This is a genomic window from Gilliamella sp. Nev3-1 (assembly GCF_001690435.1).
Taxonomy (GTDB): Bacteria; Pseudomonadota; Gammaproteobacteria; order Enterobacterales; family Orbaceae; genus Gilliamella; species Gilliamella apicola_C.
Genome location: NZ_LZHN01000066.1, coordinates 120,182 through 134,132 on the forward strand (window position 1 = coordinate 120,182; position 13,951 = coordinate 134,132).

At 37.7% G+C, this 13,951-nt stretch carries 11 protein-coding genes and 1 rRNA gene; 8 read left to right on the forward strand and 4 right to left on the reverse strand.

Translation table 11 applies throughout. From position 1 onward, the window contains the following. Positions 1–9 precede the first annotated feature (9 nt). The 6 genes from fabG (at position 10) to A9G40_RS11150 (ending at position 7,789) form a co-directional block, all read left to right on the forward strand. The gene (fabG, locus tag A9G40_RS11125; protein ID WP_065583088.1) at positions 10–744 is read left to right on the forward strand and encodes a 3-oxoacyl-ACP reductase FabG; all 735 of its coding nucleotides are present in this window, start codon (positions 10–12) and stop codon (positions 742–744) included. A gap of 150 nt (positions 745–894) precedes the next feature. Beyond that, positions 895–1,128 (forward strand): acyl carrier protein, encoded by a 234-nt coding sequence (gene acpP, locus A9G40_RS11130; protein WP_034910452.1) that lies wholly within the window; start codon positions 895–897, stop codon positions 1,126–1,128. 159 nt (positions 1,129–1,287) lie between these two features. Further along, on the forward strand, positions 1,288–2,532 hold the full coding sequence (fabF, locus tag A9G40_RS11135; protein ID WP_065579895.1) for a beta-ketoacyl-ACP synthase II: 1,245 nt from the start codon (positions 1,288–1,290) through the stop codon (positions 2,530–2,532). A gap of 190 nt (positions 2,533–2,722) precedes the next feature. Further along, positions 2,723–6,202: a DNA polymerase III subunit alpha gene (gene dnaE, locus A9G40_RS11140; protein ID WP_065583089.1), complete on the forward strand. Its 3,480-nt coding sequence runs from the start codon at positions 2,723–2,725 to the stop codon at positions 6,200–6,202. Between the two features lie 237 nt (positions 6,203–6,439). Then, on the forward strand, positions 6,440–7,399 hold the full coding sequence (gene accA, locus A9G40_RS11145; protein WP_065583090.1) for an acetyl-CoA carboxylase carboxyl transferase subunit alpha: 960 nt from the start codon (positions 6,440–6,442) through the stop codon (positions 7,397–7,399). 21 nt (positions 7,400–7,420) lie between these two features. Then, positions 7,421–7,789 carry a diacylglycerol kinase gene (locus A9G40_RS11150; RefSeq protein ID WP_065583091.1) on the forward strand — a complete coding sequence of 123 codons (369 nt, stop codon included), beginning with the start codon at positions 7,421–7,423 and terminating at the stop codon, positions 7,787–7,789. Between the two features lie 55 nt (positions 7,790–7,844). Here the strand turns inward: A9G40_RS11150 and A9G40_RS11155 are convergent, their stop codons facing one another. From A9G40_RS11155 to metK, 4 genes are read right to left on the reverse strand one after another with little or no spacing between them, the layout of a single operon-like run. After that, complete coding sequence (locus A9G40_RS11155; RefSeq protein ID WP_065583092.1) at positions 7,845–8,687, reverse strand: 23S rRNA (adenine(2030)-N(6))-methyltransferase RlmJ; 843 nt, start codon at positions 8,685–8,687, stop codon at positions 7,845–7,847. Beyond that, positions 8,687–9,298, reverse strand: coding sequence for a hypothetical protein (locus tag A9G40_RS11160; protein WP_065583093.1), 612 nt, complete (start codon positions 9,296–9,298; stop codon positions 8,687–8,689). Before A9G40_RS11160 ends, A9G40_RS11155 begins: the two co-directional genes overlap by 1 nt. Positions 9,299–9,312: 14 nt before the next feature. Further along, the gene (locus A9G40_RS11165) at positions 9,313–9,816 is read right to left on the reverse strand and encodes a SprT family zinc-dependent metalloprotease (protein WP_065583094.1); all 504 of its coding nucleotides are present in this window, start codon (positions 9,814–9,816) and stop codon (positions 9,313–9,315) included. After that, positions 9,800–10,951, reverse strand: coding sequence for a methionine adenosyltransferase (metK, locus tag A9G40_RS11170; RefSeq protein WP_065583095.1), 1,152 nt, complete (start codon positions 10,949–10,951; stop codon positions 9,800–9,802). The genes A9G40_RS11165 and metK overlap by 17 nt, the downstream gene beginning before the upstream one ends. Positions 10,952–11,165: 214 nt before the next feature. Between metK and murI the strand changes: the two genes are divergently transcribed. Together murI and A9G40_RS11180 are read left to right on the forward strand one after the other, a co-directional pair. Then, positions 11,166–11,990 carry a glutamate racemase gene (gene murI, locus A9G40_RS11175; protein WP_065583096.1) on the forward strand — a complete coding sequence of 275 codons (825 nt, stop codon included), beginning with the start codon at positions 11,166–11,168 and terminating at the stop codon, positions 11,988–11,990. Between the two features lie 382 nt (positions 11,991–12,372). Then, a 16S ribosomal RNA gene (locus A9G40_RS11180) occupies positions 12,373–13,910 on the forward strand. The last annotated feature ends 41 nt before the right edge of the window (positions 13,911–13,951 follow it).

The window sequence follows — 13,951 nt, forward strand, 5'->3', positions numbered from 1 at the left end:
GGGGTTGTTATGAACTTATCAGGAAAAATTGCGTTAGTAACTGGTGCAAGCCGTGGGATTGGTAAAGCGATTGCGGAAAAACTAGTTGCTTGTGGCGCAACCGTTATTGGTACAGCGACAACAGAAAAAGGTGCTGATGCCATTAGCCAATATTTAGGTTCACATGGGAAAGGTTTTATTTTAAATGTGACCGATGAGACATCAATTGAATCTGTTATTGCCGCAATTAAAACTGAATTTGGTGATATTGATATTCTAGTTAATAACGCTGGTATTACTCGTGATAATTTATTAATGCGAATGAAAGAAGATGAATGGCAAGATATTTTAAATACAAATTTAACGTCTGTTTTTCGGTTATCTAAAGCATTATTGCGCACAATGATGAAAAAGCGTTATGGCAGAATTGTCACTATTGGCTCAGTAGTGGGCACAATGGGTAATGCTGGTCAAGCTAACTATGCTGCAGCAAAAGCTGGTTTAATTGGTTTTAGTAAATCATTAGCGCGTGAAGTTGCATCGCGCGGTATAACTGTTAATGTAGTTGCACCTGGCTTTATTGCAACAGACATGACAAAAGCATTAACTGATGAGCAAAAAGCTTTAACATTGGCACAAGTACCTGCAGGGCGTTTAGGTGAGCCAACTGAAATTGCAAATGCTGTAGCATTTTTGGTCTCAGATGAAGCATCTTACATTACTGGCGAAACTTTACATGTCAATGGTGGTATGTATATGGTGTAATTGCCTAGAATAGTGTAAAATGAGTCAATACATTGAAGTTTTGTATGAAAAATAAGCAATTGGGTTGAAAAATGATTGGCATCTTTTTCAACATTTTATAAACTTACATTCACCGCCACTTTCGGCGATTTTTATAGGAAAAAAAAGAGTATGAGCACTATTGAAGAGCGAGTTAAGAAAATTATTGTTGAGCAACTTGGTGTAAAAGAGGAAGAAGTTAAAAATGAATCTTCTTTCATCGAAGATCTTGGCGCTGACTCTCTTGATACAGTTGAATTAGTTATGGCTTTAGAAGAAGAATTTGATACTGAAATTCCTGATGAAGAAGCTGAAAAAATCACAACTGTTCAATCAGCAATTGATTATATTACTGCGAATCAATAAGGTTTAGCAGAGTTTTCATAATAGGCGGTCATATGATCGCCTAGTTTGCATCTACTTATTTAATTCTAAATGAAATAAAAGCGGTATAGATTGGCAGAAAACTCAAAATAAAATTTTCAGTGATTCAAATTTCATTTCAATCCTTTTCTGGAGGACAATGTGTCTAAACGCAGAGTTGTTGTTACTGGAATGGGCATGATATCTCCTGTAGGTAATACAGTTGAATCCACTTGGCAAGCTTTACTCGCTGGGCAAAGTGGCGTTGAACTCATAGAACACTTCGATACAGCCCCTTTCGCAACACGCTTCGCAGCGATGGTTAAAAACTTTAATGGCGAAGATTATAATATTTCACGCAAAGATGCTCGTAAAATGGATTTTTTTATTCAATACGGTATTGCTGCGGGCATGCAAGCAATGCAAGATGCGGGCATTGAGATCACGGAAGAAAATGCTGAACGAATTGGTTGCGCGATAGGCTCAGGTATTGGTGGACTTGGGTTAATTGAAGAAAACCACAGCGCATTAGTCAATGGTGGGCCACGTAAGATTAGCCCGTTTTTTGTTCCATCAACAATTGTTAATATGATTGCTGGTCATTTATCCATTATTTATGGATTAAAAGGACCCAGTATTACTATTGCCACAGCATGTTCTTCTGGTGTGCATAATATTGGTCATGCAGCACGTATGATTGCCTATGGTGATGCAGATGCTATGTTAGCAGGTGGTGGAGAGAAAGCTAGTACGCCACTTGGTATTGGTGGTTTTGGGGCTGCTCGTGCCTTATCAACTAACAATGATAATCCTAAAGCAGCAAGTCGCCCTTGGGATAAAGATCGTGATGGCTTTGTGCTAGGAGATGGTGCAGGGATTATGTTCTTAGAAGAATATGAGCATGCCAAAAAACGTGGTGCTAAAATTTATGCTGAAGTTGTTGGTTTTGGTATGAGTGGTGATGCTTATCATATGACTTCTCCTCCCGCGGATGGCAGTGGTGCAGCTTTAGCAATGAAATGTGCACTTCGTGATGCGGGCATTAACCCTGAGCAAGTTGGTTATATCAATGCTCATGGCACTTCGACGCCCGCTGGTGATAAAGCTGAAACTCAAGCTGTAAAAAGCATATTTAAAGCAAATGCCAACAAAGTTATGGTTAGTTCAACTAAATCAATGATAGGGCATTTATTGGGTGCTGCGGGTGCAGTTGAGTCAATTTTTACTGTACTTGCATTGAGTGATCAAGCCGTGCCACCAACAATTAATTTAGATAATCCTGATGATGGTTGCGATCTTGATTATGTTCCACATACTGCTCGTCAAGTTAAAAACTTAGAATACGCACTTTGTAATTCTTTTGGTTTCGGTGGAACTAATGGTTCAGTGCTGTTTAAGAAAATCTAATATCTTATTATCCACCAATAGGTTATTATTGGTGGGATATTTTTAATATAAATTTTCACTGATAAAACTTATAATAAAAATGGCTTCCCTCTTTTATTTTCAATTAGAACTCGTAATTAAAGAGAATAAGAATATTTTCCCTGCTTGTGTTATAATTGCAAACTAATTTTATAGCTTAATTTTGGTAATTATGGCGCAACCTAAATTTATTCACCTTCATTTGCATAGTGATTTCTCAATGATTGATGGGATTGCCAAAGTTGGCACATTAGTAAATGAAGTGAGCAAGTTACAGATGCCCGCTTTTGCGATCACTGATTTTACTAATCTTTGTGGACTAGTTAAGTTTTATGGCTCAGCAATGTCTAAAGGTATTAAACCGATCATTGGTGCCGATCTTGCTATTAGAAGCCCCCAAATGCCTGATGATATTTATCGTTTAACTCTATTAGCGGCTAATAATCAAGGGTATCAAAATCTTACTTTATTAATTTCTAAAGCTTATCAACGAGGGTATATTGGTGATTTTCCCGTTGTTGATAATGAGTGGTTGATTGAGCATCGAGCTGGGTTAATTGTATTAGCTGGGCGTGAAAGCGATATTGGTATTGGCATTGTTCGCAATAATCAAATTATCATTGATAATGCGATTAATTTTTATCTTGCAAATTTTCATGACCATTTTTATTTTGAATTAGTACGAACTAAACGCAACAATGAAGAACTATTTATTCATCGTGCTGTAAGTCTGGCCGAACAATATTTGTTACCAGTCGTTGCAACTAATGATGTTCGATTTTTAAAAGCTTCTGATTTTGAAGCTCATGAGATTCGTGTTGCTATTCATGATGGCAATACATTAGATGATCCTTCTAGGCCTAAAAATTACTCGTCCGAGCAATATCTACGTTCAGAACAGGAAATGTGTGAGTTATTTTCTGATATTCCTGAAGCCCTTGAAAATAGTGTTGAAATAGCAAAGCGTTGTAATGTTTCTATCCGGTTGGGAGAGTATTTTTTACCTAAATTTCCAACTGGCGATATGTCAACTGAAGACTTTTTAGTGCATAAATCGCGTGAAGGATTAGAAGAAAGATTAACGTTTTTATTTCCTGATCCTGAAATCAGAAAACAAAGAAGATCTGAATATGATGAACGTTTAGAAACGGAATTAACTGTTATTAATCAAATGGGTTTTCCTGGCTACTTTCTAATTGTTATGGAATTCATTCAATGGTCAAAAGATAATGATATTCCTGTAGGACCAGGGCGAGGCTCTGGTGCAGGTTCACTCGTTGCGTATGCTTTAAAAATTACCGATTTAGATCCACTTGCGTTTGATTTGCTTTTTGAACGTTTTCTAAATCCAGAACGTGTTTCAATGCCCGATTTTGATGTTGATTTTTGTATGGAAAAACGCGATCTGGTTATTGATCATGTTGCTGATATGTATGGGCGAGATGCTGTTTCCCAAATTATAACCTTTGGTACTATGGCAGCTAAAGCGGTAATACGGGATGTTGGTCGAGTGCTTGGACATCCTTATGGATTTGTTGATCGTATTTCTAAATTAATACCTTTAGATCCAGGCATGACTCTTGCTAAAGCTTTTGAAATTGAGTCTCAGCTTCAAGATTTATATGATAATAATGAAGAAGTTAAATCATTAATCGATATTGCACGCCAATTGGAAGGTGTAACTCGAAATGCAGGTAAGCATGCAGGGGGAGTAGTTATTTCCCCAACTAAGATTACTGATTTTTCACCAATTTATTGTGATCCAGAAGGCCATCATCCAGTTACTCAGTTTGATAAAAACGATGTTGAATATGCAGGGCTTGTCAAGTTTGACTTTTTAGGGCTAAGAACATTAACCATTATTGATTGGGCCATCAAAATGATTAATGATCGTCAGCTTCGAACTGGAAAAGAAAGAGTCGATATCACTAGAATTCCTTTAGATGATGAAAAATCGTTTGAATTATTGTTAAAAGCTGAAACCACAGCCGTATTCCAGTTAGAATCTAGAGGGATGAAAGACTTAATCAGACGGTTAAAACCGGACTGTTTTGAGGATATGATTGCTTTAGTTGCACTATTTCGCCCTGGTCCATTACAATCAGGTATGGTAGATAACTTCATTGACCGCAAACATGGTCGAGAAGAGGTTTCTTATCCCGATATTAAATATCAACATGAATCATTAAAACCTATTTTAGAGCCAACATACGGTATTATTTTATATCAAGAACAAGTTATGCAAATCGCACAGACCTTATCAGGTTATACACTAGGCGGTGCTGATTTACTACGTCGAGCTATGGGTAAGAAAAAGCCCGAGGAGATGGCAAAGCAACGTTCTGTTTTTAAAGAAGGGGCAGAAAAACAGGGCATTGATGGCGAATTGTCAATGAGAATATTTGATCTGGTTGAGAAGTTTGCTGGGTATGGTTTTAATAAATCTCATTCGGCGGCATATGCACTTGTTTCTTATCAAACGTTATGGCTAAAAACTCACTATCCTGCCGAATTTATGGCTGCGGTTATGACTGCTGATATGGATAATACTGATAAAATTGTCGGTTTGGTTGACGAGTGCTTACGAATGGGATTAAAAGTCAACCCTCCTGATATTAACAGTGGGCTTTATCATTTTCATGTAAATGATAAAGGAGAAATTGTTTATGGAATAGGTGCGATAAAAGGCGTTGGAGAAGGGCCTATAGAGGCAATTGTTGAAGCACGTAATAGTGGTGGATACTTCAAAAATATTTTTGAGCTTTGTGCCAGAACAGATATGAAGAAGGTTAACCGCCGTGTGCTTGAAAAACTCACTATGGCAGGGGCATTTGATAAATTAGGTCCCCATCGAGCAGCTATTTTACATAGTATCAATGATGCAATGCAGGCAGCTGATCAATATGCTAAAGCGCAACATATTGGCCAAGAAGATATGTTTGGTGTGTTAGCAGAAGAGCCCGAACAAGTTGAGCATGCTTATGCTGCGGTTCCAGAATTGCCTGATCAAGTTTTGCTTGATGGAGAGCGTGAAGCTTTAGGGCTTTATTTAACAGGGCATCCTGTAACGCAATATTTAAAAGAATTAAATCGTTATACAGGTGGGCTACGAATTAGTGAAGCATCGCCGACAGGATGGGGAAAAGTGGTCACTTTTGCAGGCATTGTAGTAGATGCTAGGGTTAGAATTACCAAAAGAGGGAACAAGATTGGTTTATTTACTTTAGATGATCGTTCTGGTCGAATTGATGGTATGCTTTTTGCGGAGTCTTTAGAAAATTTTGGGCATTTACTTGTAAAAGATAAAATTTTAATTGTGACGGGGCAAGTTAGCCATGACGATTTTAATGGTGGCTTTAAAATGTCGGTGCGCGATATTGTCGATTTAAAAGATGCTCGAACTAAATATGTAAAAGGATTGTCCATTACGTTAACGGAAAACGAAACAAATCAAGCAATATTACAACGTTTGCAACAGTTATTAGAACCTTATCGGCATGGGAGTGTACCCGTTAACTTATATTATCATCGAGACGATTCAGTTGTGAGGATCCAATTTGGCACGAAATGGAGAATTATCCCGGAAGATGCTTTGGTTGTTGAACTAAAGACTCTACTTGGTGTTGAGCGTATAGAATTTGAGTTTGAATAAATCAGATAAACTTATTAATAATAGTAAGAATTATAAATTTATTGAATAAATGAAGTTATATTTCAGTCAATGTGAGAGGCATAATAGTTGAAGCCTAATAATACAAATGTAGGTGGCTTCAATGAGTGTTACATAGTAGAATTGACTTAATTTTATCTTAAGATTTAGTCAGTATATTGTATTAGGTAGTGTATTTTTTTAAAATACCGAATAAATTAAGAGGCAATTACAAGCGTTATGAATAATTTTTTGGAATTTGAAAAGCCGATAGCGGAATTAGAAGCAAAAATTAATTCCTTGAAGAATATAGATTCGCAACAAGTAGAATTAGATATTAATTTAGATAAAGAAATTAAGCAATTACATAAAAAAAGCCGTGAGTTAACAAAAAAAATATTTGCTAATTTAACGCCTTGGGAAATTGCGCAACTAGCTAGGCATCCAAATCGCCCTTATACATTAGATTATATAAAAGAAATTTTTACCGATTTTGATGAATTGGCTGGTGACAGAGCCTATGCTGACGATAAAGCAATTGTTGGTGGGATCGCTCGTATTGATGAGCGCTCGGTGGTGGTTATTGGACATCAAAAAGGTCGTGAAACAAAACAGAAGATTTATCGTAATTTTGGTATGCCAGCCCCAGAAGGTTATCGTAAAGCTTTACGGTTAATGCAACTAGCTGAACGTTTTAAATTGCCTATTATTACCTTTATTGATACTCCTGGGGCTTATCCAGGCATTGGTGCCGAAGAGCGAGGTCAAGCAGAAGCTATTGCTCGTAATTTAAGAGAAATGTCACGCCTTAAAGTTCCTACTATTTGCACCGTCATTGGGGAAGGTGGCTCTGGTGGAGCGCTAGCGATTGGTGTGGCAGATAAGGTTAATATGCTTCAATATAGTACTTATTCTGTTATCTCACCAGAAGGTTGTGCTTCTATTTTATGGAAAAGTGCAGATAAAGCGCCAATTGCTGCGGAAGCCATGAACATGACGGCAGATAATTTATTAAAATTAAATTTAATTGATTCAATCGTGCAAGAGCCTCTAGGTGGCGCTCACCGAGATTACGCTACCGTATCTGTTTCACTTAAAACACAACTGCTTAGTGATCTTGATGAGCTTGAAAATATGGATTTATCTACATTACTAGAAAGAAGATTCCAACGTTTGATGAACTATGGTTATGTAAGGTAATTTTAAACTCGGAATACTATAATGAAAAAAACAGCAGGACTACTGCGTATTTTTAATGCAACAAAATACTCTTTAAAAGGCTTAAAATCGGCGATCAAATATGAAACAGCATTTCGCCAAGAGTTAATTTTATTGATTGTAGCTTATATTATTGTGATGCTGGTCGATTTTTCTATTTATGAGCGAATTTTGTTATTGGGATCGATTGGTGTTGTGATGATTACAGAGCTAATTAATAGCGCGATTGAGTGTGTTGTTGATCGCATTAGCACTGAGAGACATGATTTGTCTGGTCGAGCAAAAGACTATGGCTCAGCCGCAGTCTTTTTATCGTTATTATTGGCGGTTATTTTGTGGATTTATCTATTTTCTTGCCATTTTTTTTCATGATTTTTTACTTAAATATGGGATTTTCTGAAAGTGTTTGACAACCAATAATAAAAAGTTATTCCGCAACTAACTCTTTAATGATGAAACTTCCTGTTTTATGAATGTCTAAAGTGGTTTTCAACCACGGCATGATTGTAAGCATCTGTTCATGTAATTTCCATGGTGGGTTAATTACTATCATTCCTGATGCTGTCATGCCTTTTTGATTACTATCAGGTTTGATGGCAAGTTCAAACTGAGAAATACGTTTAATACCTAAATTAACAATATTATCAATCATTTTTTGCGTTTGGGTACGAGATACCACCGGATACCAAATTAGATAGACACCTGTAGCAAAACGTTTATAGGCTTCAAATAGTGCAGCAGGAATTCTTTGATAGTCATCTTTTATTTCATAGGAAGGATCGATTAGGATAATCCCTCGTCGTGAACTCGGTGGTAACTTTGATTTTAATTGTGCGAAACCGTCTTCACGTAATACTTTTGTTCGTTTATCTTTATTAAATTCTTGTCTCAATAAGGGGTAGTCTGTTGGATGTAATTCGGTAAGATTAAGTTTGTCTTGCTCGCGTAGTAATTGTTTAGCAATTAAAGGAGAACCAAGATAATATTTTAATTTATCAAAAGGATTATAGCGCTTTAATACTGATATATAGCTATTAAGCAATTCCGGGATATTAGCTTGTTGCCATATCAAATTAATTCCTGATAAATATTCGCCTGTTTTTTCGGCATGCTCGCCTCGTAATAAATACCTTCCTGCGCCAGAGTGTGTATCTAGATATAAAAAAGATTTTTCTTTTTCTTTTAATGACTCAATACATAGTGTTAAAACTACATGTTTTAGTACATCAGCGTGATTGCCTGCGTGATAACTATGGCGATAGCTTAACATTATAAATTCTCCTTCTTTTGTTCATTTTTTTGCATATAAAATGTGGTTAAAGCTAAACAAAGAAGACAGGGGCATTCCATTAACTCTTCGATTAAATCTTTTCGTTCTTTTGCTATAACTAAGAATTCATGCCCCATACGATGATGCTCAGCAATATCAGCTATTCCTAAGAATAGAAAAGCTAAAAATATATGCCAAACTGGAATTTGTTCAAATTTGTAGCGACGTACAATTTCTTGGCGAATATTCGGTAAAAACATACTTAGTATTGGGATAGAGATTAAAGTGCTAGCAATAATTTTATAATAAAAACGTGGTACATCGGGAAAGAAATCTCTTCCCCAACTAATTCCCCGCCCAAAAAGCATAAACCACCAAAATATTGTCCAAATCCAAAATTTATATAGTTGTGAATGTTCAGCTACTTGCTGAGCATAATAATAAGTGTAGCCACACATGAATAATAAAAAAAGTGATTGAGCATGTTCAATAAGAGTAACAGTAAGCCCATTGTATAAAGGTATAAAGAAATTGCCTGTAATGTAAAGAATAATACCAAGAGCAAGAATCAACAAAGAGCTTTTATAAAAATGGAAATCTAATTTACACATACAATATCTTAATATTAAGTGGCGTTTTTTAGTTTGAGTATAGTACCGCATTTGCGGCATAAATAACTAGCGTTATTATTTTGGATTTTATTGTGTCTTATTGATGTTAAGTGATGTTGTTGGCACTGGCAGTAGTATAAATAAGTGTTGCGCCTTACCTGAAAATGATGAGTTGTTGAAGGCGTCTTGTCGAAAATTTCTGACATAACATATTGCCATTCTTTACCATGTGGTTTGACTTTGCCAAATTCTTTAAAAACAATTAGATGAGCAAGCTCATGGGGCACGACTTCTTCAATAAATTGGGCGCCATTTTCTAGTAACATAACTGAATTAAGTTGAATTTCCCAGTGCATTAAAAGCGCACTACCTGCAATGCTACCTTTGGGTTTGTAGATGATGTTAGGTTCTTTATATTCGGTATGTAAAAATTGATTGGCTTGCATTAAGTGAGTTCTTAAACAAGCCACTATTTGATTATGTAAATAAATTGGTATGCGCTTATAACCCTGCTGCATCGCGAAGTAGTGCTGCCTTGTCAGCTTTTTCCCAAGGAAAAATATCTCGGCCAAAATGACCATAACTTGCCGTGTGTTGATAAATTGGTTGAATAAGATCAAGCATTTGAATTAATCCATAAGGTCTTAAGTCAAAAAATTCTTTAATCAATGAAACAATGTTATCGTGATTGATTTTTTCGGTGCCAAAAGTATTGACATAAATTGATGTAGGATTTGCAATACCAATTGCGTAAGATATTTGTAATTCACATCGGTCAGCAAGCCCAGCTGCAACAATATTTTTGGCAACATAGCGGGCAGCATAAGCCGCTGAGCGGTCAACTTTTGACGGATCCTTTCCTGAAAATGCGCCACCGCCATGGTGCGCAGCGCCTCCATATGTGTCCACTATGATTTTACGCCCAGTTAGTCCACAGTCTCCCATTGGTCCGCCAATAACAAAGCGTCCCGTTGGATTAATAAAGTATTTCGTTCTTGTTGTTAACCATTGAGCTGGTAATGTTGGTTTAATGATTTCTTCCATAACAGCTTCATGTAACGCTTTTTGCTCAATATCGATGGAGTGTTGTGTCGATAAAACAATTGTATCAACACCTTTGATTTTTCCATCTTCATAAATTAACGTGACTTGGCTTTTGGCATCAGGTCTCAACCAAGGAAGCGTGCCATTTTTTCTAACTTCTGATTGTCTGCGCATAAGCTCGTGTGCATAAGTAATTGCCGCAGGCATTAAGTTTGGCATTTCGTTTGTTGCATAGCCAAACATAATACCTTGGTCACCAGCGCCTTGCTCAAGTGGATTTTGTTTATCTACTCCTTGATTAATATCTGGGGATTGTTTGCCAATTACATTAAGAACAGCACATGAATTGGCATCAAATCCCATCTCTGAGCTAGTGTAACCAATATCATTAATGGTTTTTCGAGTTAACTCTTCTATATCAACCCAAGCTGAAGTAGTAATTTCTCCACCGACTAAAGCCATGCCTGTTTTTACATAGGTTTCACATGCAACTCGTGCTTTTGGATCTTGTTTTAATATAGCATCAAGCACTGCATCAGATATTTGATCGGCAATTTTATCTGGGTGACCTTCTGAAACGGATTCGGAAGTAAATAGAAATTCTGACATGGAATACCTTCTTGACTTATTTTTAAATAATTAATGTTTAAAACATAATATTTAGATTTTATGCGCTCATTTTAGCAGTTTTACCATCTAGACGTCTAGTCAAATAATTGTCATAGATAAAATGTAATGCTTGTTTAAATAAAATGACTTGCATTAATTTTTAATCAATCTACGATATTGCGGTTTTTGAATTATCTAATGACCTAGAGCTAAAATGAATATTGTAAGTCGGGCACCTTCAGTGCTAGTGTTTGATTCAGGTATTGGCGGATTATCTATTTATAATGAGATCTATAATAAATTGCCGAATGCGCGTTATATTTATGCATTTGATAATGAAGAATTTCCTTATGGAGATAAATCATCGGCATTTTTAATTAATAGAGTCAATTCGGTTATAGACGCTATTACCAAATTTTACTCCATTGATTTAGCGATTATTGCATGTAATACGGCTAGTACTATTTGTTTGCCCAGTTTGCGTTCTAAATTTTCTTTTCCTATTGTTGGTGTTGTACCAGCAATTAAGCCAGCTAGTCAAATAACTAAAAATAAATGTATAGGATTATTAGCGACAAAAGCGACAATCAAAAGATCCTATATTGCCAATTTAATTCAACAATTTGCGCCTAATTGCAACGTTGAGCTACTTGGTTTATCTGAATTAGCACTTATTGCTGAAAATAAACTGCAAGGTATTGCCGTAAATATGCAACAACTTAAAGATTTATTACAGCCATGGATCTGTTTACCAATCATCCCAGATACAATCGTATTGGGTTGTACTCATTACCCATTTATTAAAGATGAATTAAAAATAATTTTCCCTAATGCAACTTTTATTGATTCAGGTAGTGCAATTGCAAATCGAGCTTATAATCTGCTGAATGAAAAATTTCACCTTAATAAAATTCAAGCACCATTAAAAGAAAATATTATTATCAGCACAGCACATAATCAATATGTTGAAAAGCTAGTTTTGAAATTAGCTAAATATAATCTCAATAATTATCAATGTATTAATGTTTTATGTGTTTAAAGAGTATTCATTCAAATACGTAATTGGATATTTTTGCTTGCCAAAAAAAATGAAGTCTCTATAATGCGCATCCACTGACACGGCGTCAGCGAAAAGCTGAGGGAAGTTAGTGAAAAATTAAGATCAAAAATTTTGAAAAAAGATCTTGACGAATAAAAAAGGTTAGCGTAGTATACGCAACCCTTGAGACAGCGAAGTAAATTAACGGAAAGTTGATTGGTTTAAAAAGGCTGTTAGCTCTTTAAAAATAAGAAACAGACAATCTGTGTGGGCACTTGCGAGACAAAAGATTAAAGTCTACGGACTAAAAAATTAAGTCTTGATAAGTGACACTGAAGATTCATTTGAATATGTCAGAGACAGTTATTGAGCATCAAACTTTAAATTGAAGAGTTTGATCATGGCTCAGATTGAACGCTGGCGGCAGGCTTAACACATGCAAGTCGAACGGTAACATGAGTGCTTGCACTTGATGACGAGTGGCGGACGGGTGAGTAAAGTATGGGGATCTGCCGAATGGAGGGGGACAACAGTTGGAAACGACTGCTAATACCGCATAAAGTTGAGAGACCAAAGCATGGGACCTTTGGGCCATGCGCCATTTGATGAACCCATATGGGATTAGCTAGTAGGTGGGGTAAAGGCTCACCTAGGCGACGATCTCTAGCTGGTCTGAGAGGATGGCCAGCCACACTGGAACTGAGACACGGTCCAGACTCCTACGGGAGGCAGCAGTGGGGAATATTGCACAATGGGGGGAACCCTGATGCAGCCATGCCGCGTGTATGAAGAAGGCCTTCGGGTTGTAAAGTACTTTCGGTGATGAGGAAGGTGTTGTATCTAATAGGTGCAACAATTGACGTTAATTACAGAAGAAGCACCGGCTAACTCCGTGCCAGCAGCCGCGGTAATACGGAGGGTGCGAGCGTTAATCGGAATGACTGGGCGTAAAGGGCATGTAGGCGGATAATTAAGTTAGGTGTGAAAGCCCTGGGCTCAACCTAGGAATTGCACTTAAAACTGGTTAACTAGAGTATTGTAGAGGAAGGTAGAATTCCACGTGTAGCGGTGAAATGCGTAGAGATGTGGAGGAATACCGGTGGCGAAGGCGGCCTTCTGGACAGATACTGACGCTGAGATGCGAAAGCGTGGGGAGCAAACAGGATTAGATACCCTGGTAGTCCACGCTGTAAACGATGTCGATTTGGAGTTTGTTGCCTAGAGTGATGGGCTCCGAAGCTAACGCGATAAATCGACCGCCTGGGGAGTACGGCCGCAAGGTTAAAACTCAAATGAATTGACGGGGGCCCGCACAAGCGGTGGAGCATGTGGTTTAATTCGATGCAACGCGAAGAACCTTACCTGGTCTTGACATCCACAGAATCCTGTAGAGATATGGGAGTGCCTTCGGGAACTGTGAGACAGGTGCTGCATGGCTGTCGTCAGCTCGTGTTGTGAAATGTTGGGTTAAGTCCCGCAACGAGCGCAACCCTTATCCTTTGTTGCCATCGGTTTGGCCGGGAACTCAAAGGAGACTGCCGTTGATAAAGCGGAGGAAGGTGGGGACGACGTCAAGTCATCATGGCCCTTACGACCAGGGCTACACACGTGCTACAATGGCGTATACAAAGGGAGGCGACCTCGCGAGAGCAAGCGGACCTCATAAAGTACGTCTAAGTCCGGATTGGAGTCTGCAACTCGACTCCATGAAGTCGGAATCGCTAGTAATCGTGAATCAGAATGTCACGGTGAATACGTTCCCGGGCCTTGTACACACCGCCCGTCACACCATGGGAGTGGGTTGCACCAGAAGTAGATAGCTTAACCTTCGGGAGGGCGTTTACCACGGTGTGGTTCATGACTGGGGTGAAGTCGTAACAAGGTAACCGTAGGGGAACCTGCGGTTGGATCACCTCCTTACGAAGAGCTCGTAAGTGTTCACACAGATTGTTTGTTTAGAA

What these genes read in the sequence shown, in the direction of transcription:
- fabG (WP_065583088.1), top strand. Translation starts at nt 10, where the DNA reads ATGAACTTATCAGGAAAAATTGCGTTAGTAACTGGTGCAAGCCGTGGG.
- acpP (WP_034910452.1), top strand. Translation starts at nt 895, where the DNA reads ATGAGCACTATTGAAGAGCGAGTTAAGAAAATTATTGTTGAGCAACTT.
- dnaE (WP_065583089.1), top strand. Translation starts at nt 2,723, where the DNA reads ATGGCGCAACCTAAATTTATTCACCTTCATTTGCATAGTGATTTCTCA.
- accA (WP_065583090.1), top strand. Translation starts at nt 6,440, where the DNA reads ATGAATAATTTTTTGGAATTTGAAAAGCCGATAGCGGAATTAGAAGCA.
- A9G40_RS11150 (WP_065583091.1), top strand. Translation starts at nt 7,421, where the DNA reads ATGAAAAAAACAGCAGGACTACTGCGTATTTTTAATGCAACAAAATAC.
- A9G40_RS11155 (WP_065583092.1), bottom strand. Translation starts at nt 8,687, where the DNA reads ATGTTAAGCTATCGCCATAGTTATCACGCAGGCAATCACGCTGATGTA.
- A9G40_RS11160 (WP_065583093.1), bottom strand. Translation starts at nt 9,298, where the DNA reads ATGTGTAAATTAGATTTCCATTTTTATAAAAGCTCTTTGTTGATTCTT.
- A9G40_RS11165 (WP_065583094.1), bottom strand. Translation starts at nt 9,816, where the DNA reads ATGCAGCAGGGTTATAAGCGCATACCAATTTATTTACATAATCAAATA.
- metK (WP_065583095.1), bottom strand. Translation starts at nt 10,951, where the DNA reads ATGTCAGAATTTCTATTTACTTCCGAATCCGTTTCAGAAGGTCACCCA.
- murI (WP_065583096.1), top strand. Translation starts at nt 11,166, where the DNA reads ATGAATATTGTAAGTCGGGCACCTTCAGTGCTAGTGTTTGATTCAGGT.